Source organism: Streptomyces sp. NBC_00829 (assembly GCF_045161795.1).
Classification (GTDB): Bacteria; Actinomycetota; Actinomycetes; order Streptomycetales; family Streptomycetaceae; genus Streptomyces.
Map to the genome: position 1 here is coordinate 8,605,992 of NZ_CP108867.1, position 25,633 is coordinate 8,631,624.

At 68.0% G+C, this 25,633-nt stretch carries 23 protein-coding genes and 5 pseudogenes; 11 read left to right on the forward strand and 17 right to left on the reverse strand.

What is annotated here, in order from left to right; genetic code table 11:
• Positions 1-44: 44 nt before the first annotated feature.
• Positions 45-374 (reverse strand): hypothetical protein, encoded by a 330-nt coding sequence (locus tag OG293_RS38495; RefSeq protein ID WP_406003365.1) that lies wholly within the window; start codon positions 372-374, stop codon positions 45-47.
• A 209-nt stretch (positions 375-583) separates the two neighbouring features.
• On the opposite strand from OG293_RS38495, the gene OG293_RS38500 reads away from it, so the two are divergent.
• The 3 genes and pseudogenes from OG293_RS38500 to OG293_RS38510 all read left to right on the forward strand — a co-directional run bounded on the left by OG293_RS38500 (position 584) and on the right by OG293_RS38510 (position 2,740).
• A complete protein-coding gene (locus OG293_RS38500; RefSeq protein WP_406003366.1) occupies positions 584-1,105 on the forward strand; it encodes a winged helix-turn-helix domain-containing protein in 522 nt (173 codons plus the stop codon).
• Between the two features lie 8 nt (positions 1,106-1,113).
• A pseudogene (locus tag OG293_RS38505) lies at positions 1,114-1,598 on the forward strand (transposase).
• Between the two features lie 383 nt (positions 1,599-1,981).
• Positions 1,982-2,740 (forward strand): Ku protein, encoded by a 759-nt coding sequence (locus OG293_RS38510; protein ID WP_406003367.1) that lies wholly within the window; start codon positions 1,982-1,984, stop codon positions 2,738-2,740.
• 584 nt (positions 2,741-3,324) lie between these two features.
• On the opposite strand, the gene OG293_RS38515 is transcribed toward OG293_RS38510, so the two are convergent.
• The 10 genes and pseudogenes from OG293_RS38515 to OG293_RS38560 all read right to left on the reverse strand — a co-directional run bounded on the left by OG293_RS38515 (position 3,325) and on the right by OG293_RS38560 (position 10,791).
• A complete protein-coding gene (locus OG293_RS38515; protein ID WP_406003368.1) occupies positions 3,325-4,257 on the reverse strand; it encodes a Rieske 2Fe-2S domain-containing protein in 933 nt (310 codons plus the stop codon).
• Positions 4,170-4,742, reverse strand: coding sequence for an HAD family hydrolase (locus OG293_RS38520; RefSeq protein ID WP_406003369.1), 573 nt, complete (start codon positions 4,740-4,742; stop codon positions 4,170-4,172). Before OG293_RS38520 ends, OG293_RS38515 begins: the two co-directional genes overlap by 88 nt.
• Positions 4,705-5,036, reverse strand: a pseudogene (locus OG293_RS38525) (DDE endonuclease); the annotation flags it as partial. The pseudogene OG293_RS38525 and the gene OG293_RS38520, both read right to left, overlap by 38 nt.
• Positions 5,033-5,200, reverse strand: a complete 168-nt coding sequence (locus OG293_RS38530; RefSeq protein ID WP_406003838.1) for a winged helix-turn-helix domain-containing protein — start codon at positions 5,198-5,200, stop codon at positions 5,033-5,035. The pseudogene OG293_RS38525 and the gene OG293_RS38530, both read right to left, overlap by 4 nt.
• Positions 5,190-5,477: pseudogene (locus OG293_RS38535) on the reverse strand (helix-turn-helix domain-containing protein); the annotation flags it as partial. The pseudogene OG293_RS38535 and the gene OG293_RS38530, both read right to left, overlap by 11 nt.
• Positions 5,478-5,640: 163 nt before the next feature.
• On the reverse strand, positions 5,641-6,453 hold the full coding sequence (locus OG293_RS38540; RefSeq protein ID WP_406003370.1) for a hypothetical protein: 813 nt from the start codon (positions 6,451-6,453) through the stop codon (positions 5,641-5,643).
• Between the two features lie 1,061 nt (positions 6,454-7,514).
• Positions 7,515-8,971 (reverse strand): annotated as a pseudogene (locus OG293_RS38545) (NF041680 family putative transposase).
• Between the two features lie 64 nt (positions 8,972-9,035).
• On the reverse strand, positions 9,036-9,410 hold the full coding sequence (locus OG293_RS38550; protein ID WP_406003839.1) for a transposase: 375 nt from the start codon (positions 9,408-9,410) through the stop codon (positions 9,036-9,038).
• 81 nt (positions 9,411-9,491) lie between these two features.
• The gene (locus tag OG293_RS38555) at positions 9,492-9,917 is read right to left on the reverse strand and encodes a hypothetical protein (protein ID WP_406003371.1); all 426 of its coding nucleotides are present in this window, start codon (positions 9,915-9,917) and stop codon (positions 9,492-9,494) included.
• Positions 9,910-10,791 (reverse strand): DUF6192 family protein, encoded by an 882-nt coding sequence (locus OG293_RS38560; RefSeq protein ID WP_406003372.1) that lies wholly within the window; start codon positions 10,789-10,791, stop codon positions 9,910-9,912. The genes OG293_RS38555 and OG293_RS38560 overlap by 8 nt, the downstream gene beginning before the upstream one ends.
• 483 nt (positions 10,792-11,274) lie before the next feature.
• Between OG293_RS38560 and OG293_RS38565 the strand changes: the two genes are divergently transcribed.
• From OG293_RS38565 to OG293_RS38585, 5 genes are all read left to right on the forward strand, one after another.
• Entirely contained in the window at positions 11,275-12,777 is a 1,503-nt protein-coding gene (locus OG293_RS38565) for an MFS transporter (protein WP_406003373.1), read from the forward strand.
• Positions 12,778-12,830: 53 nt separating this feature from the next.
• Positions 12,831-13,271 (forward strand): SRPBCC family protein, encoded by a 441-nt coding sequence (locus OG293_RS38570; RefSeq protein ID WP_406003374.1) that lies wholly within the window; start codon positions 12,831-12,833, stop codon positions 13,269-13,271.
• Positions 13,272-13,329: 58 nt separating this feature from the next.
• On the forward strand, positions 13,330-14,691 hold the full coding sequence (locus OG293_RS38575) for a carotenoid oxygenase family protein (RefSeq protein ID WP_406003375.1): 1,362 nt from the start codon (positions 13,330-13,332) through the stop codon (positions 14,689-14,691).
• A 213-nt stretch (positions 14,692-14,904) separates the two neighbouring features.
• On the forward strand, positions 14,905-15,534 hold the full coding sequence (locus OG293_RS38580; protein WP_406003376.1) for an ABC transporter permease: 630 nt from the start codon (positions 14,905-14,907) through the stop codon (positions 15,532-15,534).
• A 470-nt stretch (positions 15,535-16,004) separates the two neighbouring features.
• Entirely contained in the window at positions 16,005-17,054 is a 1,050-nt protein-coding gene (locus OG293_RS38585; RefSeq protein ID WP_406003377.1) for a M36 family metallopeptidase, read from the forward strand.
• Between the two features lie 247 nt (positions 17,055-17,301).
• Here the strand turns inward: OG293_RS38585 and OG293_RS38590 are convergent, their stop codons facing one another.
• Positions 17,302-17,601 carry a hypothetical protein gene (locus OG293_RS38590; RefSeq protein WP_406003876.1) on the reverse strand — a complete coding sequence of 100 codons (300 nt, stop codon included), beginning with the start codon at positions 17,599-17,601 and terminating at the stop codon, positions 17,302-17,304.
• Here OG293_RS38590 and OG293_RS38595 point away from each other — a divergent pair.
• The 3 genes and pseudogenes from OG293_RS38595 to OG293_RS38605 form a co-directional block, all read left to right on the forward strand.
• A complete protein-coding gene (locus OG293_RS38595; RefSeq protein ID WP_406003378.1) occupies positions 17,519-18,565 on the forward strand; it encodes an IS701 family transposase in 1,047 nt (348 codons plus the stop codon). The two genes, OG293_RS38590 and OG293_RS38595, sit on opposite strands and share 83 nt — an antisense overlap.
• A 611-nt stretch (positions 18,566-19,176) precedes the next feature.
• Positions 19,177-20,733, forward strand: coding sequence for a group II intron reverse transcriptase/maturase (ltrA, locus tag OG293_RS38600; protein ID WP_406003379.1), 1,557 nt, complete (start codon positions 19,177-19,179; stop codon positions 20,731-20,733).
• Positions 20,734-20,807: 74 nt separating this feature from the next.
• Positions 20,808-21,065: pseudogene (locus OG293_RS38605) on the forward strand (IS701 family transposase); the annotation flags it as partial.
• Between the two features lie 176 nt (positions 21,066-21,241).
• On the opposite strand, the gene OG293_RS38610 reads toward OG293_RS38605, so the two are convergent.
• From OG293_RS38610 to OG293_RS38630, 5 genes are all read right to left on the reverse strand, one after another.
• Positions 21,242-22,546, reverse strand: a complete 1,305-nt coding sequence (locus OG293_RS38610; protein WP_406003380.1) for a cytochrome P450 — start codon at positions 22,544-22,546, stop codon at positions 21,242-21,244.
• A 46-nt stretch (positions 22,547-22,592) separates the two neighbouring features.
• Entirely contained in the window at positions 22,593-23,243 is a 651-nt protein-coding gene (locus tag OG293_RS38615) for a CoA transferase subunit B (protein ID WP_406003381.1), read from the reverse strand.
• On the reverse strand, positions 23,243-24,028 hold the full coding sequence (locus tag OG293_RS38620) for a CoA transferase subunit A (RefSeq protein WP_406003382.1): 786 nt from the start codon (positions 24,026-24,028) through the stop codon (positions 23,243-23,245). Before OG293_RS38620 ends, OG293_RS38615 begins: the two co-directional genes overlap by 1 nt.
• A gap of 399 nt (positions 24,029-24,427) precedes the next feature.
• Positions 24,428-24,691 carry a hypothetical protein gene (locus OG293_RS38625; protein WP_406003383.1) on the reverse strand — a complete coding sequence of 88 codons (264 nt, stop codon included), beginning with the start codon at positions 24,689-24,691 and terminating at the stop codon, positions 24,428-24,430.
• 370 nt (positions 24,692-25,061) lie between these two features.
• Positions 25,062-25,559: an Lrp/AsnC family transcriptional regulator gene (locus OG293_RS38630; protein ID WP_406003384.1), complete on the reverse strand. Its 498-nt coding sequence runs from the start codon at positions 25,557-25,559 to the stop codon at positions 25,062-25,064.
• Positions 25,560-25,633: the final 74 nt, after the last annotated feature.

The following is a 25,633-nucleotide window of genomic DNA, read 5'->3' on the forward strand; positions in this document are numbered from 1 at the left end:
TCCTCATCCGGGCCGTGTAGAGCTGGCCATCGAGGTGGTCGATGTCACCGGGCGGCGTCGTAGAGACTGGCGACGGCGGGGTGCGTGCGGTGGGGCGCGAGTTTACTGAGGGTGGAGTTGACGAGGTCGATGCAGCGGGTCGCCTGGGTGCCACGGGCAGTGTCGAGGGCATCGCGGGCGTCGGCAGCGGCTGCGGTGAGGTCGTGGCGGGCCAATGCGGCTTCGGCGCGGTAGGCGAGGACAACGGAGCAGGTCCGTTCGAGGGCCGGGTCGAGCAGGATGAGGCCATCGGCGAGTGCAACGTCGGCCTGCTGAAGGCGGTCGAGGTCGAGCCAGCAGCGGCCGGCGTCGACCGCGAGGTCCGCGGGGGACATCCACGACACCCATGCAGGGCTCGCCCCAGGGCGCGCCCGGTCGAGCTGGCGCTCAGCGGAGGCGAGGGCGCGGCTGGTGGCGTGGTGGTCGCCGAGGACGGCCAGCGCTCGGGCGCGGCGCAGGTCAAGGAGGGAGCGGGCAGAGGGGGAGTGGGTGCGACTGTTGGCGTGTTCGAGGATCTCGACGTCAGCGCCGGGAGACGGTACGGATGCAGGCGGCCGAGCTGTTCGAGCAGGGCATCAAGCGGTTGGAGTTGGCACGGCGCCTGCGGGTGAGCCGGAAGTCGGCCTACCAGTGGCATCAGTTGTGGCGGGAGGGAGGCGTTCGGGCTTTGGCCTCACGCGGCCCGGCCGGATCGCGGTGCCGTCTGTCCCCGCGCTGTCTGGAGAAGCTGGCGGCATGTCTGGAGCAGGGCCCGGCCGCGCATGGCTGGGTGGAGGACCAGGTGTGGACCGCGGCGAGGGTGGCCACGCTGATTGGCAGGAAGTTCCATATCTCCTACAGCGTCTCCGGGGCGACGAGGCTGATGCACCGGCTGGGCTTCAGCCCGCAGGTCCCTGCGCGGAGGGTCGCCGAGCACGACGAGCAGGCAGTCACCGTATGGAGGGAGGCGACCTGGGCGGAGGTAAAGGAGCCCGGGCGGCCTGCGGAGGCTACATCTGCTTCGAGGACGAGGCAGGCTTCACCCGCAGACCGCCCAAAGGACGCTCCTGGGGCCGGCGCGGTGTGACTCCGCGGGTGACGGTGAGCGGACGGCGCTCGGGACGTCTGTCCGTGGCCGGGCTGATCGCGATGCGGCCCGGCTTCCGCACCCGGCTGTGCCACCGCCTGCGTACCCACCCCTCGGGCAAAGGCGTGCGCCGCAGTATGGGCGAGCGCGACTTCATCGCGCTGATCGACCCACCCACCAGCTCGTCAAAGCGCCGATCGTGCTGGTGTGGGACCGTCTGAACACCCATGTCTCACACGCCATACGAGAACTGATCGCCGAGCGCGCATGGCTGACGGTGTTCCTGCTGCCCGCCTGCTCGCCCGGCCTCAACCCCGTTGAGTGGGTATGGGCACATGTCAAACGCAGCCTGGCCAACCTCGCCGTCGTCGCCCTCGACCGACTCGAGGCCCTCGTACGCAACCGGATCAAACGCCTCCAGTACCGGCCCGACACCCTCAACGGCTTCATAGCAGGCACCGGCCTGACCCTCGACAACCCAACGTCACCCTGACAAGCCGAAGTCAGTATTCATGACAGGCGACAGCGCCTACCTTGAGCAGACGCCTGGCATCACCAGCGCCATCGCGATGCCGGACCGTGCGCCTTCGTCCCAAGCGTCCATCCGACGTCACCTTGTGGCTCTGATGGGGAGTCGCGTGATCGCCGAAGCGCCGCGGGGCCGGGGGCGTAGACGCCGTCGGCGAGCGGTCGCGCCAACTCCTCCTCGCAGAGGTCCGCTCGAGCCTCCTCCATTTCACACCGGTTGGATATCACCGTGGTGAGGCTGCTGGCGTCGCGGCAGTCGCCCAGCGAGGCCGAGAGCCCGTGTGAATGTTGAGTGCGTGCAGGCTCGCTCGTACGCTGGCACAGGGGGTGTGGCAGGAGGAGAGAAGAGTGCCAGCTCTGCTGTCGACCGCGATCAGTTTCGGGCTGGTGACCATCCCTGTGGCGGTGGTGCCGGCGACCGAGTCCCACAGCATCAGCTTCCGCCAGATTCACCTGGAGGACGGCGGCCGGGTGCGGAACCGGAAGATCTGCGAGGAGTGCGGGAAGCAGCTTGTGCAGGACGAGATCGGGCGCGGGTGGGAGTTGCCCGACGGGTCGCTGATGGAGGTCACGGACGAGGAGCTGGACAGTCTGCCGCTGGAGCATGTGCGGGCGATCGAGGTCATCGGCTTCAACCAGGCCGAGTCTGTGAACCCGATCTCGCTCGGCCACTCGTACTACCTCGCAGCCAAGGGTGCCATCGCCGCGAAGTCGTACACGCTGATCACCAAGGCCCTGCAGCGCACGGACAAGATCGCCGTGGTCCGCTACTCGCTGCGTGACCCGACCCGGCTCGCCCTGCTGCGGGTCAAGGACGGCGTGCTGCTTCTTCAGCAGCTGCTCGCGCCGGACGAAGTCCGCTCGCCCACGCTGGTCAGCCCGCCCGAAGCGGACGTCGACGACAGCGAGGTGCACGGTGCGCTTCAGCTCGCGGAGGCTTTCGACGCGGAAGATCTGTCGGGCTTCCGCGACACGTACACGGACGCACTCACCGAGATCATCAATGCGAAGGTCGAAGGCCGCGAGGTGCCGGCGGCACCCGAGCAGGAGGCGCCCGGCGCTCCGGTCGTGGACCTGATGGCCGCGCTGAACGAGACCGTCGCCTAAGGCCCGGGCCTCACGCGGCGACACCGGCCAGGGCGCCACTGTCCACAAGATGGCCCCGAAGAAGCGGGCCGCCAACAAGACCACGGCCGCGTCTACGAAGAAGACCGCGGCGAAGAAGACAGCCGCCAAGAAGGCGAGCGGAAGCAAGCCGCGAAGCGCCTGAGGGCACGCAGACGCCGTCCCGCAGCAACCGTGGATTCGTGTCGTCACGTACACACCATTCTCACCCACCAGCCGGGATTCACAACACAATTGCGTGGATGCCAAACGGACAGGTGTTGGACCCTTCGAGGAGCCCCGACAACGCTGAACCCATGCCAGGACACTTCGCATCCCAGCCCCAACGGCCCCCGCATCGCATGCTGCTGACCGTCGTCGGCGAGACCTTCGTCGTCGCCACACCCCCAGAGTTCACAGAACCGCCCAGCGCTTCTCCGCGTCGGCGGCGGCTGACCAAGCTACGGCACGCATTGACGCGCCTCGCAGCGTCCGGATCAACCAGACGCTGGTGGAATCGCTGACGCTGAAAGCGCGGGTGCGGCATGATGCTGCACGAGGGCTGCCCCGGTGGCGGGCCAGCGCACTCAGCCGGCGCCGGGCAGGCGCGCTTGAAGGTTGCCGTCGCTGTCCGTGCGGGTGGCGAATCGCGGCTGCGGGGCGGTGGCGGGGCCGCCCACGTTCCAGCCGTCCGAGAGGCGGAAGACGCTGCCGTGCCAGGGGCACGTCACGCAGCCGTCGGTGACCTCGCCCTGCGAGAGGGGGCCGGAGAAGTGGCTGCACCGATCGGCCAGGACGTGGAACACGTCCTGGGCTTCCCGCACCACCAGCACCGGCACCTCGCCGACCATCCGGCGCGCCGCCTCACCGATCGTGAACTCGTCCAAGCGCCCGAGGGTGTGCCAGCCGGGCTCGATCAGGTGGAGGACAGGCTCCGTCTTGTTCGCGCCGGCCGCCTGCCGGTAGGCGAGGTGGCCGCCGATCGCGGCCCCGCTGCCGGCCGCGGTCAGTCCGGCGAAGCCGAGCGCGCGCCCCAGCCCGTTACGGCCGCGTGAGCGGGCCGCCCACGACGCACCGTACAGACCCACCGCAGCCGCGATCGACGCCGCGTGCAGCAGGCCGGTGCGCATCTGCTGCTCGTGCTGCTCGGCCCAATCGACCCATCCCGTCCACGCCGCCGGGGCGGCGGTGACCACGCCGACCGCGACAAGCAGGCGCGCGGCGCGCTCCGAGCCGGGCACCAGGTCGAGAACGCCCGCGGACAGCCAAGCGCCAACCGGAACCTGTACCAGGGCGGGGTGCAGCGGGTGCCCCAGGGGCCGGCCATGCAGCACCCCGCGCAGCCGCCCCAGCGGAAGGCCCTGGACGACGCGCTTCAGCGGCGCGGCGACCGCATCCAGTTCCTCGGCCCCGCCCACAGCGTCGAGCACTTTCAGAGCCCGGACGCCAACACCGTCGTCGCCGCCGTCCGCCCGCGCGGCGGCGGTGATACGCGCAATGAGGGTTCCCATGGGAACCACGCTGCCCGCTCTCCCGCAGCCGCGCGGGCGGGGCTGAGCCGGACGGCGTACCGGGCATCCGCCCGCTCCGCCTTCCGCCGCCCGGCCGCGCGAAGGGTGCTCGCCGAAGCCGGCGGACAGGACCGCGATGCACGGCACCTGGGGGCGGCCTGCACGTCCCACGGGGTGTCGCCGACGTACACCGCCTGGTCGGGCCCGACGCCCGCCTTCTCCAGGGCGGCGTGGACGAGGTCGGGGGCTGGCTTCCTGGCGTCCACGTCGTCCGCGCAGGTAGCGGCGTCGATCGCGGGAACCCGCCCTCTATGACACTTCATCAGCCGACCGGGCGGACCGTGGTGGTCATCGGGGCCAGCGGCGGCACTCGACGCGCCTGCGCAGTGGGGTTCGGTGCTCGCGGGGACCGGCTCGCGTTGATCGCCCGCGGCCCGGCTGCACGGGGCGGTACGCGAGGCGGATGGTGGTGAGCCAGTCGTGTTCGGCCTCATACCGTTTCAGGCAGGCCGCGAGATGGGTGTTGAGATTGTCCCAGACCACCACGATCGGGCCGCCGGGCTGGATGTGAGCCCGTACCAGCAGGTCTCGGTAGTCGTTCCAGGAGAAGCTCTTCCTGGCGCCCTTCAGCAGCAGGTGGTGGCGGGGCCGGTAGATGAGGCGGCTTTGCCCGTCGGGGTTGTAGCAGCACAGCGCGGCGACCGGGGTTCTGCGGCGGGACCTGCCCGGACCCGGATCACGGGCGTGTGTCCGCGCCGGCCCCAGGTGCGGGCGCGGGGCGGCGTCATGGAGAATCCGGCTTCGTCCTCGAAGACGATCCAGCCCCCGTGGACCGCCGCGAGGCTTTTACCCGCGGCCACACCTCCCTCTTCCACAGCCCGACGGCGTGTCCGTCGCGATCGAGGGCTCTGCGGGCGGGTGCCTGCCAGGACCAGCCGTGCCGTTTCAGCAGCCGCCACCGACAGACTCAGCCCGAACAGGCGGCGGATCACCGTCTGCACCCGCACCAGAGTCCACCGCTGATCCTCGAAGCCGTGCCCGGCCGGGCCCTTGCCCAGTTCCTCCTCGAGCACGGCGAACTGGGCACTGGTGACGGTCGGCTCGTTGGCCGGGCCTGCCGATCGGAGGCCCTCGAGCCCGCCCTCGCGCCAGGCGCGGCGCCAGCGTTCCACCGACCTCACGCTCACCCGCAGGTCCTTCGCGATCACCGCGGTCTTCTCGCCCGCCACGAACCGTTCTCCGGCCTGGAGCCGGATCTTCTCCGAAACGCCCGACGCTCAGCGGTCAGGCCCCCACCCTCCGGATAACGCATACAACCGGCATACCGCAGGGATCATCAACCGTCACTACCCGACGACAACCCGAAAAGCTCAGTAACGGGAGCCCTACTAGTCAGTCGTTCCCGCCAGCTAGTACGTATGGGGACTGGAACATGTCTTCCGTCAGGCCGAGTTGCTTGGTGACAACGAGTGCGGCGATGGCAGTGTTCTTCCGAAAGTCGCCTGCGGGAGTGGATGTCAGGCACTGGGGGTTGTTGCGGGGCCGCCAGGCGCCAGTGTCCTCGATCTCGGAGGGGACGCAGTCTTCCGGGGCTTTCTGGAGTCCTCCGCACGAAGGGCCCATGCTGGTGTTGCCCCGGAAGGAGTCGTGGATGCCCACGGCGATGATGGCTCCCACTCCTGTCTCACCCAAGGAGTGGGTCTCAAAGTAGCTGCCGGAGTGGACCCCGCAGCCGCCGAATACGCGAGAGGGCTCGCCGAGTACCTCACCGTACGGAGTGCGGTTGATGGTCAGCTTGCTCTCTGTTCCGAGCGGAAATGAGGGGCGGAAGTCTGTTCTGTCCGCAAAGATCCCCACGGACAGTACGCTGATGTTATCCGGGTCCACCAAGAGCTGGATGCGCTCCCATTTCCGGTTGTATTGGTAGAGCCTGTTGCCGGATGCCAGCCTCTGCGTGTAGTGCGGCTTGTTGTCCATGATCTCGGTCGCGCGGTCCAGGGTCTGCCCCGGTCTTAGCTGCTCGACCAGCTTCTGCTCCTTCTCCACCGGGGAGTCCCTGGTCACCCCGTGGACCACCCACACTGCGCCGCCGATCACGGCGATCAGTGCTGCCAGCGCCGCCAGCAACCGCTCAGCCGTCTTCCATTTCCGCCTATGCCGCGCGGTGTCTGGGGGATTCGCCCCCACGTCGTCGCCGGTGTCCATCGCTGTGCCGCGCCTCCTCGTCCCAGCCAGGGCCCCTATGCACATCGTCGCCACGAGGTAGAGGCCATCCCGGAGGACCGGGCCGGAAAGGGGAACCCTCCACCCGGTTTGCCCAGTCGGCCCCGAACAGCCGCACGCGCCTGGGGATGGCTAAGCCTCGGTGAAATTGCGGAATTTTCCGTGTGCCGACTGCTTGGCCCTGCCCACGGGGCGGGCGATTTCCTTCCAGGAGTAGTCGGCCTTGGCGGGCGCGGACAGCCGTCTTCTGCCAGCGCTCGGCGTGGTCCCGCAACAGGGTGGCGGCGTAGATGGCGGCGAGGGGGCGTGTGTCGTCGAGGTCGTCCGGCTTCGCGGCGGTGCAGCCAGGGCCGAGCACGGCTTCCTCCAGCTCGTCGAACAGCCTCTGGACATGAGGGGGGAGGGTCCTGGCCATGCTGACTTCGGCGTGGTGGTACCACTGCCGGCGCAGCACTTCCTCTGCAGTCTGGGATCGCGAAGTCGACCTTCTGGCGGGGTCCCTTCCAGCCGCACAGGCAGATGATCCTGATGCCCGTGGCCCGCGGCTGGCCGTCGGCGCCGTCGTACTTGATGCTCCATGCCCATTTCTGGTCCTGCGTGTTGGCCGCTTCGGTGTCCTGCCACGTGTCCCGGGGCGCATCTTCACCGTTCGGCAGGACGGGACGACGAACCCCTCGTGGTCTGATTCGTCGTCCTGATGGATCCAGCCCATGTACGCCCCCAGGCCTGATGACCGCCCCATGGCACGACCACTGCGGGGCACCGGCGGCGGCGCCGATCAGACGCCGGCCGACACGGAAGCCGACTGTGCGTCCGTCCCCGCTGCGCGCACGGAGTCACCGTCCACCACGGCGGTTGATGGGCGTGAACCGGCGTTGTCGCCGGAAATGACCGAACGGCTCAGGCAGGACTACGAGCGGTTTAAGCCGGTGATCGAAAGGTGGGTCCGGGGTGAGGGACTCGGTGACCATCAGGACGAGGTGGTGACCAAGGTCCTCCGGCGGGTCGCCCGGAAGCGCCGAGACCCTCAGCTTGTTCTTTATCTACCAAGATCTTCCGGGTCTGCCGATGGCTTTGAGGGTCTCGGGGCGTTTGACGGTCTTGCCCACGTCGTAGCGGGGTGCGGGACGGCGGTTCTTGGTTCCGGGCGGCCGTCCGGACCGGTGCCGCGCGGTTGGGGAACACGGGCGGGGCAGAGCAGGTGGGCTCGGATGTTCCTGAACCCTCGGCGGACCCGGGCAGGGGTGAGGCGTTCGGGCTTGACCGGCTTCTCCCAGGGGCGACGGAGGTCGGCGGCGAGCGGTCGGGCGAGGCGGAGCTGGGTGTGGGCGACGACCAGGAGCCAGGTCCAGCGGTCCGCCGCCTCAGGAGTACGGATCTTCGGAGTGGTCCAGCCGAGCGTCTGCTTTCCGAACCTGAAGGTGTGCTCAAGATCGAACCTCCTGAGGAACACCTGCCACCACAGGTCCACGTCGGCTGGGGCGGCGCCGGTCTTCGAGGACCACAGCCAGACCGGCGGGGCCTCCCGGTCCTTCGAGAGGTGCTCGACCTTCAACCGGATCAAGGTGCCCTCGACAATGGGAAGTTCACCGTCGTGCTCGAGCCAGGCCGAGCGGTGGGTCAGCCGCGGGTGGACCCGGTCCCACGCCTGAGCCTCGGCCTTGCCGTAGTTCACCGTGTCGGTGGCCGTGGTGATCGCTGCCTCGGGCCAGGTCTCCGGTTTGGCGAAGCGGAACTCCGGCCCGTGCTTGGGCGGGTGGCCGCCGCGGGGATGGGCGCGATGGAACTCCTCACGCGAGGGTGCAGGACAGCGCATCACCCGGTCCGAGCGGACCCGGCCGACCAGTTCGACGGGAAGGTCCCGCAGGACCCAGGCCAGGCGGGTGACGTCATAGCCGGCGTCCATGACGATTGTGATGTCCGGGTCCCCGGACTGCCATTGGCTGGCCGCGACGAGCCGCTCGACCACGGCCCTCAGCTGGGCGGCGGTAACCGCGGTCGCGTCGTCCTCAGGTCCGAGCCGGACCACGTCCAAGATCCCTGTCCATGACGTGGCCCCGGGCTCCAAGACGGCGACGAAGGAGTACGGCCAGCCCGGGATGAACTGCGAAGCCGTTTTCGCCCGCCCGTAGACGTGGCAGAACAGCCTGTCCGCAGAGCATGGCGCGTCCGACCGCAGCCACGGCGACACATCGACCGCCAGCACCAGACGTCGGTCTTCGAATCGGGGCAGCGGCAGCCCGGCGAGCAAAGTGCGCAGCCGCTCGATGTCGATCCGGCCGCGGTTGAGAGCGCCGTACAACGCGCCGTGACCACGCCGGTGCTCGGGCACCAGCGTCAACTCCACCGGCGAGAGGACCGGCCCGTCGACGCACAGCAGCGCGTCGGTGAGCTCGAACAGTTCGTCACGCCGGGCGGTCAGACACTCGTAGAACTCGCCCCGGAAGCGTGACGCTTCCGCGAACGCTTCGCGCCGGACATCACGGCACACCACACTCATGACAACGGCCTTCGGTTGATCCCGTACCTCTGTGACGGAGCACAGGATCAAGCGAAGGCCGCCCTCACGTCCGGCGAATGCCCAGGCGAGCGACATAGTTCGAGTCGCCATTCGAGACCGGAAGAAAAAGAACAAGCTCAGAAGCTGTGTCACATCCTCTGCTCGTCACCCCCGCCCGGGCAGCCGGAACGCCGGCCTTCGCCCAGCGGGCGAAATACCCGAACACGGTGCGCCAGGGGATGCCAAAGCCGGCGGGCAACGCCCTCCACTTCGCCCCGTTGTCGGTGATGTAGCGGATCGTGTCGACGACGCGTCGGCGGGGCCACTTCTCCGGGGCGCCGCCCTTGGGGGTCTGGCATGCGGGCACGGGGAGAAGGGGCTCCAGCAGGAACCATTCCACGTCACTGGTGTCGGAGGGGTAGCGGTAGTGCGGCAGCATCACGGGGGTGGGGCCGCGATCTGGGAATCAGGAGCCAACTGCGGTGCGGTCGCGGTCCGTTGCCTGCCTTTCTGCTCTGCTTCACTCCAGGTTGGCCAGCAGTTGAAGGGTGGACTCGACCGCGCCCATCTGGGCCATGACGGTGCGGATATAGGGGTCGTCGGGGATCTCGGTGTGGTGCGGGAGGAGGGTCCCGGCGATGAAGTTGGCGACGCGGTGGTGCACGGCATGGAAGAAGGCCCGCTCGTAGCCGATCCACACCTCCGGCGCGTCGTCCAGCAGCCGGTATCCCCACTTCCTGTCCCAGGTCACGGGCGGCAGACCACGCGCGGCGGCGACCTGGCGCAGGTGTGCGAGCCCGGTGTGGATCTGCGCGCGGGTGCGTTCGGTGGCGGCCATGAGCTGGGTGATGGTCAGTCCGGCGGGGCGGGCCTCCTGCAGGGCGCTGAGGATCGCTTCGGCGTGGACGTGAGCGGGGAGGACCCCCCGGCCCCATCGCCTACTCACCTGAGCCCTTCAGCAGCCTCATCAGCTGCTCGTCCAGGTCGACTTCGCCGCGGGTGACGGCGTTCTCGATCCAGTCGGCCGCGGCACGTACTCGAGAGAGGCCCCGGCCGATGGTGTCGCGCTCGGCGTCGTCGTAGTGTTCGCCGCGCAGGCTGGGAACGATCCTGCCAGCTGTAGTGACGAACTGAGCGCAGGCCGCGACCAGGTCCATGAACTGGGCGCTGTGCTCCATGCGCTGCAGTTGCGGGGCTGCCTCCTGGTGCACGAACTGGGCCTGCTGGCGGAACCGGTCGAACTGGGCTTCGTTGACCGCGTGCCGGGCGGTGTCGTCGGCCATGGCCTTGTCGGCGACCGCCGGACGGCGCAGGAAGTCGGTGGTCACCACGGCCGCGCCCGCATCGTCGGTGGCCAGGTCGTGGATCGCCTCGACCTTCTCCTGGACGCTCTCCGGGGAGTCGACCTTCCAGCCCACGACCCGCTTCGCGCTGTCGTGCGACCACCGGGCCTGTCCGCCGCGGGAGTTGGGAGGCAGGTTGTTGACCGCCTCGAAACGTTCCTGCTCATCGGGGATGCTGGCCAGGATCTTGTGGATCGTGTGCGAGACGTCCGCACGCCGGCGCTCCTTCGGCCAGCGTGTGGACACCCACCGGTAACTGCGGACCGTCGTGTAAGCCAGACCCACGTCTTCGGCGAACATCCGGATGGCCTCGCTGACCGTGAACAGGTCGTCCTTCCCGGACGGATTCGCACCCCCATACGAGCGCATCGGCTCGATTTCCACAGCCGCATCCCCGAGCCGCCACTGGGCACTGCTCATCATGGCGACCCAGTCCCGGCCCAGCTTGACCAACTCGTCGTAGCGTTCTCGGGTCACACTCCCGATCATCGCGGCCATCCGCACATCACCCCCGGCGGACCCGGGTGCGTCACCTTGTCCATGCCGTCAACTTGCCCCGGCAGGCCGTCACTTCGCACCATCCAGCCGACTCCAGGCACCTGCCAGGGGCGCACGGCACCGCAGTGAAGCACGATGACAGCCGCCGAACGCGCGGGCTCACAACCCTGTATCCGCCCTGCTGGCCATGGCGGGAACCCTCCCGATTCGGGTCGCCCTGTCCGCGTACCGGTGACGTCGGTGGCGATCCGGGCGACGCAGCGGCGGAGAAGGAGGAGACCTGGCCGTCCTGTCGTGCGAACTCGTTTGTGATGCCGCGTGGATCCGGAGCCGTGAGCACTCGGAGTGCGCCTGTGTACATCCGTGGCAGGTCTCCTCGTGGACGGGTTCGGACAGGACTGGACAGTCAACGCCCCCGCTGAGCATGGAAAGTGGACACCGCCCGACACGAGGCTGTGCGCCATGAACCTTGGACGCACGAAGGACCAGGCATCCCCCGCTCGACCGCCGGGGGCCGTACTCGCGGCGCTCGCCGCTGCGCAGTTCACCGTCATGCTCGCCACCTCGATCGTGAACGTGGCGCTGCCGCAGATCCGTGCCGGGGTTGGCCTGTCGGCCGACGGCACCACCTGGGTGATCAACGCCTACAGCCTGGCGTTCGGTGCGCTGCTGCTGGCCGGGGGGCGGGCCGCCGACCTCCTCGGCCGCCGCCCTGTGCTGATCGCCGGCCTCGCGCTGTTCGCGGGGGCCTCGCTGGCAGCAGGACTGGCCACCTCCACGGGCGTCCTGATCGCCGCCCGCGTCATTCAGGGACTCGGCGCCGCCGCGATCGCCCCAGCCGCACTCGCCCTGGCGATGGGCCTGTTCCCGTCCGGCCCTGGACGCGGCAAAGCTTTGGGCGTGTGGGGCGCAGTATCCGGCGCGGGAGGAGCGGGAGGCGTCCTTCTGGGCGGCCTGCTCACCCAGGCGTGGGGCTGGCCCTGGATCTTCTACTCCGTCGCGCTCGGGGCGGTGTTGGTCCTCATCGCCGTGGCTGCCCTCGTGCCGCAGGCTGCTGTTCGGAAGTCCGCACGATTCGATCTCCTGGGCACCGCCACCGTCACACTCGCCCTGACCTGCCTGGTCTGGGGCCTGACCACCGCGCGTGGCACCGGCTGGACGGACGTACAAGTGCTGGGCGCCCTCGCCGGTGCCGGCACGCTGCTCGCGGCCTTCGCCGTGATCGAGATCCGCCGGCCGAATGCGCTGATACCCCCGCGACTGTTCACCACTGGCCGCGTCGCCGCAGGAAACCTGCTGATGGCCCTTCAGGGGTCCGTGTGGATCGCGCTGTTCTTCTTCCTGCCGCTCTACCAGCAGCAGGTCCTCGGAATGGACCCCTTGGCCACCGGAGCGGGCCAACTCCCGCTCGCCGCAGCCAATATGTTCGGCGCCGTCGTCGCACCTCGCATCTCCCGGCGTATCGGCCGCACCGCAACGGTGACTGCGGCCCTGCTCACCGAAGCCGCCGGACTGCTGTGGCTGTCACGGCTCAGCGCCGACGGGAGCTACCTCGCCGATGTCCTCGGTCCGAGCATCCTGTTCGGACTCGGCCTGAGTATCGCCTTCGTCCAGCTCACCGCACTCGCCGTGGACGGTGTCCCGCCACAGGACGCGGGTCTGGCCGGCGGGCTGGTGAACACCACCCGCCAGGTCGGCGGCGTGATCGGTCTCGCCACACTGGCCACCCTGGCCGGCTCCGTCACTGCCCAGGCATCCACCCACCAGCCCCATGTGGAGGCGCTCAGCGCCGGTTACCGAGCCGCCTTCATGGTCTCGTCCGCGGTGCTGGCCGTCGCCGCACTCCTCGCCCTGCCGCTCACCCGCCGCAGCCGCACTACCCGCGGCATCCTCGCGCCCACCGCGACCGCTTCCACGACGCCGCCCCAGCAGGACCGGGCGGCCCAGTGCACCCCCATTGCCTGATCCAGCACCCGGTAGCCGACCACCCCATCCACCACCACCGATGCGGCCATCACATGCACACCATTGACTCCACCGCCCCCGTCGTCGTCAGTCTGACGACGACCATCCACGCCCCCCTCGCCACCGTCTGGTCGCTGCACACCGACATCGACAACTGGCCGGTCTGGAACGCCGACATCGACCAGGCCAGGCTCAGCGGACCGGCGGCGGTCGGCACCGACTTCACCTGGCGCACCCACGGGCTGAACATCACCTCCACCATCCACGAACTGATCCCCGAACAGCGGATCGTCTGGGGCGGGACCGTCGACGGCATAGTCGGCATCCACGCATGGACCTTCGAGCAGACCGGCGACCACGTCATCGTCCACACCGAAGAGTCCTGGAGCGGAGACGCCGTCGACGCCGCGGTCGACGAACTTGCCGCGGCCCTGAAGACCTCGCTGGAGAGCTGGCTCGACTGCCTCAAGGCCCGCGCCGAGCAGACGACCTGAGACCCCACACCACAACACGCCACGCACGACAACGACGACGAACTCCGAGGACCCGAACATGAGCAGCAAGCCTTACCTGACCGGCCACTACACCCCCGTCGCCGACGAGATCACCGCCACCGGCCTCACCGTCGAGGGCACCCTGCCCCCCGAACTGACCGGCCGCCTGATCCGCAACAGCCACAACCCCAAGCCCGGCGTCACCCCGACCCACTGGTTCAAGGGCAGCGGCATGGTCCATGGGATCCGGCTCCGCGAGGGCCGCGCCGAGTGGTACCGCAACCGCTGGGTGCACACCCCCGCCCTGGACGGCGCCCCCTACATGACCGAGCGTGGCCCGGACCTGACCGTGAGCACCGCCGGGACCCACGTCATCGAGCACGCCGGACGACTGCTCGCACTGTGCGAGGCGAACTTCCCCTTCGAGCTCACCCCGGACCTGGAGACGGTCGGCGCCCATGACTTCAACGGCCGGCTGCGCACGGCCATGACCGCACATCCCAAGGAGGACCCGGTGACGGGGGAGCTCCACTTCTTCGGCTCCTCGCCGTTCCCGCCCTACCTCGAGTACTACGTCTCCGACGCCAAGGGCGAGATCGTCCACAGCGCCGAGATCCCGGGCGCGACCGCCTCACTCAAGCACGACTTCGCCATCACCCGCCGCCACGTCGTCTTCATCGAAGGCAACGTCACCTTCGACCCCGCTGAGCACTCCGGCATCCCCTACGGCTGGAGCGACCAGCAGCCCTCCCGCATCGGCGTCATGCCGCGCACGGGCGATGGTGCCCGGCACGTCCGCTGGTTCTCCATCGAACCCGGCAACATGCTGCACGTCGCCAACGCCTACGAGGACGGCCAGGGCCGCATCGTCCTGGAAGGCCCCACCGTGGACCGCGAAGGATTCCACCTCTCCTGGAACTGGTGGGTCGGCGCGCCCGAGCGGGGAACCGAGCCCAACACCCGCTCCTACACCCGCCGCTGGGTGATCGACACTGCGGCCGGTACCGTCGACGAGCAGATCACCGACGACCTCGCCGTGGAGTTTCCGACCCTCAACGAGGACTATTTGGGCGCCGAGCACCGCTACCAGTACGCGGTGTCCTTCCCCGACCAGGCAGGTTTCGGGGGTTATGGCGTCGTCAAGTACGACCGCACCACCGGCGCCCGCCGCATCCACCAGGTCGGCGACGCCCGGATGCCCAGCGAAGCGGTGTTCGTCCCCGCGGCCGGCGCCACCAACGAGGACGACGGCTACTTGCTCACCGTCATCTCCGACCTCAAGCAGGACGCCTCGCAACTGCTGGTCCTGGACGCCACCGGCCTCGACCGGATTGCCACCGTCAGCCTGCCCCGCCGCGTGACCGCCGGAATCCACGGCTCCTGGATCCCCGACAGCGCCCTGGACAACAGCGAGGACTGACCCGCACCGTCCCGCGGAACAGCCGGGGACGACCGGCCGGTGGGCGGTTCCGGGCTGACGCTCCCGGAGCCGCCCACCACCCCTTCGGGGCGGTGACTGTCGGGTCAGGTCACCGCCCCCGCCGCGGCCCGGCTGCTGCACACAGTCCGGAGCCGCCCGCGCTCTTGCCGAACCCCTCACTCACATCCGTAAGCCACCCTGGAGGATTCCCCCATGTCCATCGCAGCCCCCGACTCTCCGGTCGCTGTCAGCGCCAGTGCCACCCCGAGTCGTCTCGTGAACGAGGTCGACAACCGCGCGGCCTACGTCAGCTTCGGACTCGCCTACCTGCTCGGACACGGCTCCGCCGCAGTCTCCCAGGGCGACAGCCCCTTGCTCGGCCTGCCCGGCTGGCTGCCCACCACACTCCTTGGAATCGGGCTGGCAACCGGGATCACCCAGGCCACCATCGCCTCCCTGCGAGCCCAACGCGGGGCCACCGGGCCGGACGTCCTTTCCGGCAAACTGCTCGGCGCCTCCTGGATCGCCGCGTTCACCGCCCTGTTCCTCGCCATCACCGGCCTGACGTCCGCCCTCGACATGCCAGAACTGCACCCCATCCTCTGGCCCGCCGGCTCTGGCCTCATCGTCGGCCTGCTCTACCTCGCCGAGGGCGCCGCACGCCGCAACCTGCTGCACTACAGCCTCGGCGTCTGGATGGCTCTGACCTCCACCGCGGCGCTCTTCCTCGGCACCCCCGGCCTCTACTGGGTCCTGGCCATTGCAGTCGGCGGCGCCTACGCCCTCGCCGCGGTCCTCGAACGCCGCCGCCTCGTACAGCACGCAGGGCATCCCCAGCCCTGACGGCCCCGACTTGCTCCGCGGCGCGGTGTACCTGGATGGCGATGGGGCCGAAGGACATCCCGTCCGGGTCGCCGCCGAGCCGGTCGGGCAATGCCTCCGAAGCCATGGGCAGCCATCCGTCCCTGGCGAGGCCCCGGACGGTGTCGACGCCGTCGTCCATCCATCCCCACTGTCCGCCGACCTCCTGCCAGGCGATTCCCGCGACCATGTCGCCCAGGAGCCCCGACCGCTCCGCCGCGGCCTTGATGATGTCCCTGCTCGGCTGCGAAGAGCCGATGCGCCGCCGCTCCGTCGGACGTGATTTGTCCGGCGCGTTCCTGGTCCGGCAACGGATTGTCCTGCTGGCTAATCCTCTCGTCGGCGAATTCATGGGTGACCCATGGCCAAAGCAACCCATGATGCGCAAGGATCACGCGCACCGAGCCACCCCCCAAGTCCGGCTCATCACATCGCATCGATGGAGGATGTATATGGCTCGCCGCACATCCCGCGGCCTGGCTGCAGCAGCGATCGCCACAGTGGCGCTGTTCACCCTGGCTGTCCCGGCAGGTTCGGCTTCGGCCTCCGGATCCGCCCCGACTGCGCCGCAGGCCCGCGTCTTCATGGTCAATCCCGTCCAGTCGTCCGGTGATCAGTTGCTCACCGACGCCAAGGATGCTGCTGGGGCCGTACCGACCTCTGCATATGCCGTCGCCTCGCTGCGAAACCTGGACGGCGGTGGCGGCCTGTCCGGCACGTGGGCCTCCGTGAGATCCGACACGGGAGCCTCGGCGAAGACAACTGACGTCGGCTCGTACACCCGGCATGACGAACAGTTCGAGCAGGTCATGGCCTACTTCTGGGTGAACGAGGCACAGGAGTACCTGCAGGGCCTCGGTTTCGGCAGCGAACTGCCCGGGGCCAACGACCGGGTCCAGCCGGTCCGTATCAATCAGTGGGGTGCGGACAATTCCTTCTTCACCGACAAGAAGGCGGAAATCCGTTTCGGTAAGGGCGGTGTGGACGATGCCGAGGACGCCGAGGTGATCGTCCACGAGTACGGCCATGCCGTGCACCACGCCCAAGTGCCTGGCTTCGGCACGTCGTTGGAGGCCGGCTCGATCGGCGAGGCCTTCGGTGACTACCTCGCCGTCGAGGTCGGCGCACACGCGGACGCCAAGTACGGCTGGCAGATGAAGGCCGACCTGGCATGCGTCGCCGACTGGGACTCGGTCACGTACAGCAGCGCCCCGCACTGCCTGCGCCGCATCGACGGAAGCAAGGTCTACGGGGACCGGGTGGGGGAGGTCCACGCGGACGGCGAGATCTGGTCCCGCGCGCTTTTCGACATCCGCAACGCGCTCGGCGCGAGGACCGCTGACCGCATCATCATCAACGCCCAGTTCGGTTTCGCGCCCGACACCAGTTTCAAGGACGCGGCGCTGACGACGATCGCGACCGCCGAGCGCATGTACGGCACGAGCGCGGCGGACACCGTCCGCAGTGTGTTCAAGGGCCGCGAGATCCCCGGCATTCAGTAACGCTTCGCCGATCGGTGGCCGTCGCCCGACGCGGCGGCCACCGGTGCGTCGCGGCGCTGATCTGGACGGCCCGGGGTGTGGGCAATGATGCCACCGCCTGCGGCGCTGTCTCCCGACGAGGGGCTGCGGCAGGCTGGCCCGACTCGAAGCCGAGTTCCTGTGGCAGGTGTTGCCAACCGATGCCGGTGTTCAGCACAAACCCCTGGAACACCAGTCGCTTCCAGGCCGCAGGGGCGGGAGGGGTCCTTCAAGGCCCAGTGTGTTGCTCTTTCGGGTGCCAGTCCGCTTCAGACCAGTCGTACTCCTCGAACTCGTCGGGAACCTGCCCGCAGGGGGCATAGACGCTGATGAACAGGGTCGTGGTCGAGTCGTTCCACTGCACGTCGACCTGGCCGCCTCCCTCTGGGTTTTCGAATCGGAAGCCCAGTTGGCGGAAGGTTGTGCCTGCACGGTCGCCTTCGTGGGTGAGTTTCCAACCCTGCTGCAGCAACCGTTGGCGCACGCGTCGCTGTGCGTCTCGGGCGGCGGCTTCGGGGACGTCGGGCACGCTAGCCATCGGCCACCGTTTCCGCCGCGTCGAGCTCCGCCGCCGCATGCGTGACTACGTGCGCGGGCTACTCGCCCCGGTAGCCCGCAAGAACAGCTGGCAACTGGCCGAGCAGGCAGGCCACTCCACTCCCGACGGGCTGCAACACCTGCTTGCCGGCGCGAAGTGGGAGCCCGACGATATCCGCGACGACCTGCAGGAATACGTCGCTGACAAACTCAGTGAGGGCGACGGAGTCCTCATCATCGACGACACCGGGTTCATCAAGAAGGGCACCACCTCGGCCGGGGTTCAGCGCCAGTATTCCGGGACCGCGGGCCGCACCGAGAACTGCCAGATCGGCGTCTTCGCCGCCTACGCCTCCGCCCGCGGCCGGGCCCTGGTTGACCGGGAACTGTATCTTCCCAAGTCCTGGACCGAGGACCGGGAACGCTGCCGCACCGCAAAGGTCCCCGACGAGCACGAGTTCGCCACCAAGGGCGAACTGGCCCGGCGCATGGTGCTGCGGGCCCTCGCCTCGCCGCTGCCCATCGCCTGGGTCACTGCGGATTCCGCCTACGGTCAGGACAACCGATTTCGCCGGCTGCTGGAGCAGTCGGGCATCGGTTACGTGCTGGCCGTGCCCAAGTCCCAGTTCAGCGTGGGCTGTTCACGGATCGAGGGTCTGTTCGCGCAGGCGCCGGACGAGGCGTGGGAGAAGATCTCGTGCGGAGACGGCGCGAAGGGACCGCGCGTCTACCACTGGGCGGCGGTGCGGCTGCCGGCCGTTGCCGAGTTCGACTACCAGGGCGAGATTCCCCACCGGATGCGGTGGGCGCTGGCCCGGCGCAGCATCAGCAGGCCCGACGAGATCGCCTACTACCTCGCCTACGCGCCTCTGGAGACCAGGGTCCAGGAGCTGGTGCGGATCGCCGGGTCGCGCTGGGCGATCGAGGAGTGCTTCGTGCGACACGAGGCTGCTTGAGCTGAGTGAACTCACCGAGAGGAGGTTCCGTTGAGGAAGGTGTAGTTCCAGGCCAGTGTTCAGGGCCTGTCCCCGTCCCGGCGTGCGTTCCTGGTAACGGGAGGGTGCGAAGCCCGGGGGAAAAGCCCAAGGACTCCTGTTCCATCCGGGGGTTACAGGCAAGGGGAAGAGTGGACGGGTGAATGCGAATGAACCCTTGGCTATGCCTCGTAACTTCGAACCCCGCCGATGGGATGTTCCAGCGGGGTACAGGACTGGCCGCTGAGAAGCGGCAGGCGCCGGCTGGAGAGAAGCAGTCAGCCGGGAGAACACCGCCGTCCCGGGGTAGAGAGGGCACCCACCCCACTCGCATCTCGCTCATGCAGAACGTGGAAACCCCGCAGGGGTCCTGTTGTCATCACGCAACGGGTAGGCCGACCGCAAGGAAAGCTCAAATCCCCGGCGGGAACAGGATGACCCAAGAAGCGAACGCCGGTGACCGAAAGGCAACAGGAAACCGGGACAACAGCTGGTCACTCCGCCAGCCATCCCGCATAACTGGCCGGACAGGGTCCAGGTGACCCGGCCCGAAAGGGTGCTGACGTGGGTCAGGTGAGCCTGCGAAGAGAACGATGACAAGGACGACGGAACTGAAGGACACGTTAGACGCCGTGCCGCCGAAGGGCGGCGGGGTGAACGGACCGGAAGACGAACTCCTCGACTGGCATGCGATCGACTGGGATGCCGCCGAGGAGAACGTACGTCGTCTGCGCCAGCGCATCTTCGCGGCGTCGCAGGCAGGGGACCTCAAGGGGGTCCGCAACTTGCAGAAACTGATGCTCCGCAGCCGCAGTAACACGCTGGTCAGCGTGCGACGGGTGACGGAGATCAACGCTGGCCGCCGGACGGCGGGCATCGACGGCAGAGTCGTGCTCACAAACCCGGGAAAGGCCGAGCTGGCCACCTGGGTCCAGCACAGCTCAGCTCCGTGGAAGCCCAAGCCCGCCCGGCGTGTTTACATTCCGAAGAGCAACGGAAAGCGGCGTCCCCTCGGGATTCCCGTCATCATTGACAGAGTCCTGCAAGCCAAGGCAGTCAATGCGCTGGAACCCGAATGGGAAGCCCGGTTCGAGCCGAAGTCCTATGGCTTCAGACCGGGCAGGGGATGTCAGGATGCGATCCAGGCGATATTCACGGTCGCGCACGGGAAGATCCCGAAGCGGAAGTGGGTGCTGGACGCGGACCTGGCAGCGGCATTCGACCGCATCGATCACGTTCACCTCATCGAGATGCTGGGAACCTTTCCCGCAACGGAAATGGTCACCCGATGGCTGAAAGCCGGAGTCATCGAGAAGGAGTGCTTCACCGCCACTGAGGAAGGAACACCTCAAGGCGGCGTGATCAGTCCCCTCCTGCTCAACATTGCTCTCCATGGAATGGAGGAGGCTGCCGGAGTCCGCTATTTCACCGGCGGATCACACGCCGGTGAAACAAGACCGGGCTCGCCGGTGCTGATCAGATACGCTGACGACCTGCTTGCCTTCGCTCACTCCAGAGTTGAGGCCGAGCAGATCCAGGCGCGACTGGCCACCTGGCTGAAACCCAGAGGTCTGGTCTTCAACGAGGACAAGACGAGCATCGTCCACCTCAACGAGGGCTGCGATTTCCTGGGCTTCAACATCCGCCGCTACCGCGGCGGAACGGTGCTCCTGATCAAACCCAGCACGGCAGCCGTGCGACGCATCCGGAAACGGCTGGCCGCCGAAGTCAAGGCCCAGCGAGGGGCCAACGCCGAAGCGGTGATCCACAAGCTCAACCCGATCATCCGGGGATGGGCCGCCTACTACCGGAGCGCGGTGTCCAGCCGCATCTTCCATGCCCTGGACGCCTACGTGTGGAAGCTCGTCTACAAGTGGGCAACTCACACACACCCGAACAAGCCGAAGCACTGGGTCACCTCCCGCTACTTCGGCATGTTCAACAAGGCCAGGCGGGACCGGTGGGTCTTCGGCGACCGCGACAGCGGCCGCTACCTCGCCAAGTTCTCCTCGACCAAGATCGTCCGGCATCAGATGGTCAAGGGCGCGTCGTCCGTCGACGACCCAGTCCTTGCCGACTACTGGGCCGAACGACGTCGCAAACACAAGCCAGCACCTGCATACGCCCGCGAGCCATCAGGGCTTGCTTGAGCCGTGTGCTCGGACAACGGGCCCGCACGGTTCTGAGGGGGGACCGCCACAGCAATGTGGCGGTCCTACCCGACCAGGCCGCGAAGAACGAGTGCGGCCTGGACCAGTACGAAGTCCGCCGTTACGTGGGCTGGTACCGGCACATCACCCTCGCCATGCTCGCACACGCCTTCCTGGCGGCCACCACGCACCAGGCCAGGGAAAAGGGGGCGGAACCGGTGCGACGGCCGGGGCCATCGAGCTCACAGTGGCGGAGGTTCGGCGACTCCTGGCAGCTTGTCGTCCCCGGCCCCCGCACCAGCGCGGACACCGAGCCCGACGGCACTCGATGAACTGGTCGAGCTGGCGTCGGCGACGCCAAGCAGTTGCCCGGCGCTGCCATTACCAGCGGTGACGGCACACGTTCGAGGGGCAGCCTCCATAAGGACACCCCTCACCACCCCGTGACCCGCTACACTCCGGCCGCCCAGCCAACCCGCAGGTCAGACAGCGAAATCCTGCTGGAGTACTAAGAGGGACGGCCGATGGGCACATGCGCGGGCGCGCGAAAGGACAGCAGCCGCGTCATCTCGTCGGGCCGGTGGTTCAGCAGTTGGACCTCGCCGAGCTCGCGGGAAGCCATCCGTAGCGCTGCTGTTGCCTCCGTACGTGCAAGGGCAGCACCAGGGCAGCGGTGTGGCCCCGCACCGAACGACAGGTGAAGGCGGGCTTTGGGGCGCCGTGGGCACCGTCGCTGAGGCTCGGTGAAAACGGCAGGGTCTGACCCTGTGCCCATAAGCATCAGCAGCAGCTCTGCCCCGGTCGGCACGGGCACATCCGACAGGAGGACATCCCGTCGGGCGACTCGTCTCCAGGTGGTGACCGGCGGCTCCCTGCGCAGGGTCTCGTCCACCCAGGCCTCCGCGAATCCCTCCTCGTCGCCGGCCTTGCTCCAAACCTGAGGATCGGCCGCCGCGCTGCTCAGAACGGTGCAGATCAGTTGACCAGTCGTGGCCTGAGCGGCGATGAAGACGAAGAAGCACACGGCCACCGCAGTGGCTGGACTCAGCGCGGCTCCGCGGGGGAGGAAGTGTGCCTGCAGGGCGGCGGGAAGGCCCTCGCTGTCCTGCGCCGCCGTCAGTTTCGTGAGCCACCGGAAGAACGCCGCGGTGTGTTCGGCAAGAAGATGCTGTCGCTTCGGGGCCGGCTTCCCGTAGAAGAGCTCCAGGGCGGCCTCGCTCCACGTCAGCAGCGTTTGGAGCGGTACGCCTGTCACGCCGAGCAGTCGCATCATGACAAGGCAGGGCAACGGGCGCGCGTAGGCGGTGGACAGGTCGCTCTTCGCGCGCAACCTGACTTCTTCAGCGACCGATTCCAGCAAGCGAGAGGCGGTCGACTCGATCACCGGCACGGCGGCGGACACTTGCATGGATGTGAAGAAATCTGCGACGAGTGACCGGAGGCCGGCGTGGGTCGGGCCGCCGTTGTTGGCCAGGGCCGGAGGACGGGCGAAGCCGCTGGCTGCCAGAATCCGCAACGCGGGCACGGACAGCCGGCATACGGCGTTTTGAGCGTTGTCCGGGAGATAGGTGTGCGGATCCATGAGGATCTCTCTCACATCCGCATACCGGCTCACCAGCCACAACCCCGTTGCAGCATCCCGGTGCACGGGCGCGTAACGTCGCAGCTGGTCCAGTACGGGGAAGGGGCCGGCGCCGAAGAGGTCCAGTGCCTCGAGCGCTGCTCGTGCGTCGCGGGCCTCCGTGCCCTGCCATGGTGTCTCCCTGACCGTCGCCCATGCAGACAGGTCGGCCGACTGGCAGGGCTGGACCAAGCGGGCGCAATCCCGGAACCGAACGCCGACCTGCCCGCAACGGAACTCAGGAGGGGCTAGCGGTCACCGACACCCTCAGGCCGGCTCCGGTCTTGTCCTGCACCTCTTGTGCGACGACACCTGGAGCGGTCTCGATCAGAACCAGTCCTTCTGGAGTTACGTCGACAACGCCCAAGTCCGTGATGATGCGTTGTACGCACCGCCGCCCCGTCAGTGGCAGGGAGCACTCGTCGACCACCTTCGGGCTGCCGTCCTTGGCGGTGTGCTCCATCAGTACCACCACCCGGCGGGCACCGTGCACGAGATCCATTGCTCCGCCCATCCCCTTGATCATCTTTCCAGGGATGGTCCAGTTCGCGAGGTCCCCGCAGGCTGAGACCTGCATGGCTCCGAGGACGGCCACATCGATGTGTCCGCCTCGGATCATGCCGAAGGACAGGGAGGAATCGAAGAAGGATGCGCCGGGCAGGACGCTTACTGTTTCCTTGCCGGCATTGATGAGGTCCGCGTCCACCTCTTCGCCGGTGGGGTAGGGGCCGAGCCCCAGGATGCCGTTCTCCGATTGCAGGACCACGTGCACGCCAGGCGGCAGATGGTTGGGGACCAGTGTCGGCAGGCCTATTCCCAGGTTCACATACGCTCCGTCGGACAGTTCCCGCGCTGCCCGGGCGGCCATGTCGTTCCTTGACCAAGCCATCAGTCCTGCCCTCCTGTTGTGGCGTCCTGGGTCTGGCGCAGTGTTGTCTTCTCGATGCGTTTGTCGGCAGCCTCGGCTGCGGTGAGTGGCAATACGGACTGCACGAATACGCCAGGCAGATGGATGGCGTCCGGGTCGAGCCTTCCCGGTTCGACGAGCTCTTCGACTTCGGCGATCGTGAACCGTCCCGCCATGGCCGCTAGCGGGTTGAAGTTTCGGGCGGACTTGTCGAAAACGAGGTTGCCGTGCCGGTCACCGCGAGCTGCCCGGACCAGAGCGAAGTCGGTGGTGATGGATTCCTCGAGCACGTACTCCGCCCCGCCGCAGGTGCGCACTTCTTTTGCCGGGGAGGCGACCACGACGTTTCCGTCTGCGTCGTACCGCCATGGCAATCCGCCCTCGGCCACCTGCGTCCCTACCCCGGCCGGGGTGAAGAAGGCGGGGATCCCGCAGCCGCCGGCCCTCAGTCGCTCGGCGAGCGTGCCCTGGGGCACCAGCTCCAACTCGAGCTCACCCTTGAGGTACTGGCGGGCGAACTCTTTGTTCTCGCCCACATAGGAGCAGGTTGCCCGGGCGATGCGGCGTGCAGCGAGCAGCAGGCCGAGGCCCCAGTTGTCGACGCCACAGTTGTTCGAGACAACGCTCAGGTTTGTGGCGCCCTGGTCCAGTAGGGCCTGGATGAGAGTGGAAGGAATGCCGCAGAGACCGAAGCCTCCGACAGCCAGTGAGGCGCCGGCCGGGATGTCCTTGACCGCTTCGGCCGCGGAAGCGACGACCTTGTCCATCAGTACCCTCCGGTAACGTTGAGTGTGCTGTCGGTGCGGCGCGGGGGCTTACCGACTCTGAGGCACTACGGCTGAGATGAAGGCGGGGAGCGGCGTTCCGTCTACTGGGGGTTACGCTCCGGGATTCCGTGGGACGGCAGTGTCACGGCGCTGTACTGGCCGTGCCCAGCCACAGCGCCGAAGCCGACCGAACGTGTTAACCATCGTTAACCAGGTGGGGACGTTAGCGACCGTTCCCGCCGCATGTCCACCCCCGGCAGGGCGTTAATTCGGCGCGAGAGGGTCGGCCCGGCGCTTCCCTGCCACGCCTCACAGCAGGTCAGTGCGGCGCGGCAGGGTTCTTCGGTCTTCGCTGAGCCCTGTATTGTGACTTGGATCACAAACTGGACGACTTCAGAGTCACTTGTCCGCGATCTGCTGCGGCCTGAAGGCGAAGGGTGTCGGCACCGGGTCGGCGCTCAAGTCGAGCCGGACCCGTGTTCCGGCAGCGATGCTCAAGGGATGTGCGGCGATGAGCCGTCCGCGGAGCTGGAAACCATCGTCCATGGCCACCCTGCAGGCAACGTACTTCTTGAGCTTCCTGCGTACGACGGTGGCATGAACGATCAGCCCCGTGCCCGTGCTGCACTCCCACTGCAGACGGGGGAGGCGCACGCGGGGCACGGCGCGCACCTGCAGGAGAGGGTCTTGCACCAGGTGCAGCGCTAGAAGTAGAGCTGATCAGTCGGCAGGTAGCCGGGCTGGACGCCCGGCGGCGGAGCAAGGCGACTGTGCGGAAGCGACTTCCGGTCGGTCGTGTCGTGGGTAGCCGGTCTGATGGCGTTGTTGGAGATGGCGATGTTCTCCCTCCGCGTTTTCGCAGTGAAGTGTCCGCCCGGCCCTGGAGGCCCCTGCTGTCGTCGGCTGGAACACGGCGTGCGCGGAGATGGGTCCGGCCGGCAGTAGAGGCAACAAGGCTGTCAGCGGGGCCGGGCTTCCAGGGGAGTAGGGCGCGCAGTGTCAAACGGGAAGACACTCCGTGCCATGTCGACGGTCAGGCGGTCGTCCGCTGCCCTGAGGCAGGCGGAGTCGCCGTGCTGCCCGCCTGCTTCACCAATGGCAGCACGCGGTAGCTGATGCGTTCACTGAGGATGACTTCGGTCTTGGTCCGCACGACCCCTGGCAGTTCGATGCACTGCTGGATCACGTCCTCCAGGTGTCCGTTCTCGCAGGCCGCCACTCGGCATACCAGATCACCTTCACCCGCAATGGTGTACGCCTCCAGGACCTCCGGCATGGCGCGCAGGGCGGCGGTGACATCGTTCAGCCTGCCTTGCGTCAGGTGGAGATGGACCAGAGCGAGAACGGGGTAGCCCATCATCGCCGGGCTCAGCTGCGGCGCATAGTCGGCGATCACCCCTCTGCGTTCAAGGCGAGTGAGCCGGGCCTGCACCGTGCCCCTCGCCACTCCCAAAATGCGTGAGTACTCGCGCATGCCGGCTCGCGGCTCCTCCAGAAGCAGTCGCAGCAATGATGTGTCGAGGTCGTCCATAGGTGTACCGATGGCCTTTCTCCTGGTCGGGCCGCCAGAGAAGCAGTAGTCCGATGGCTCAGTCAAGGATGCAA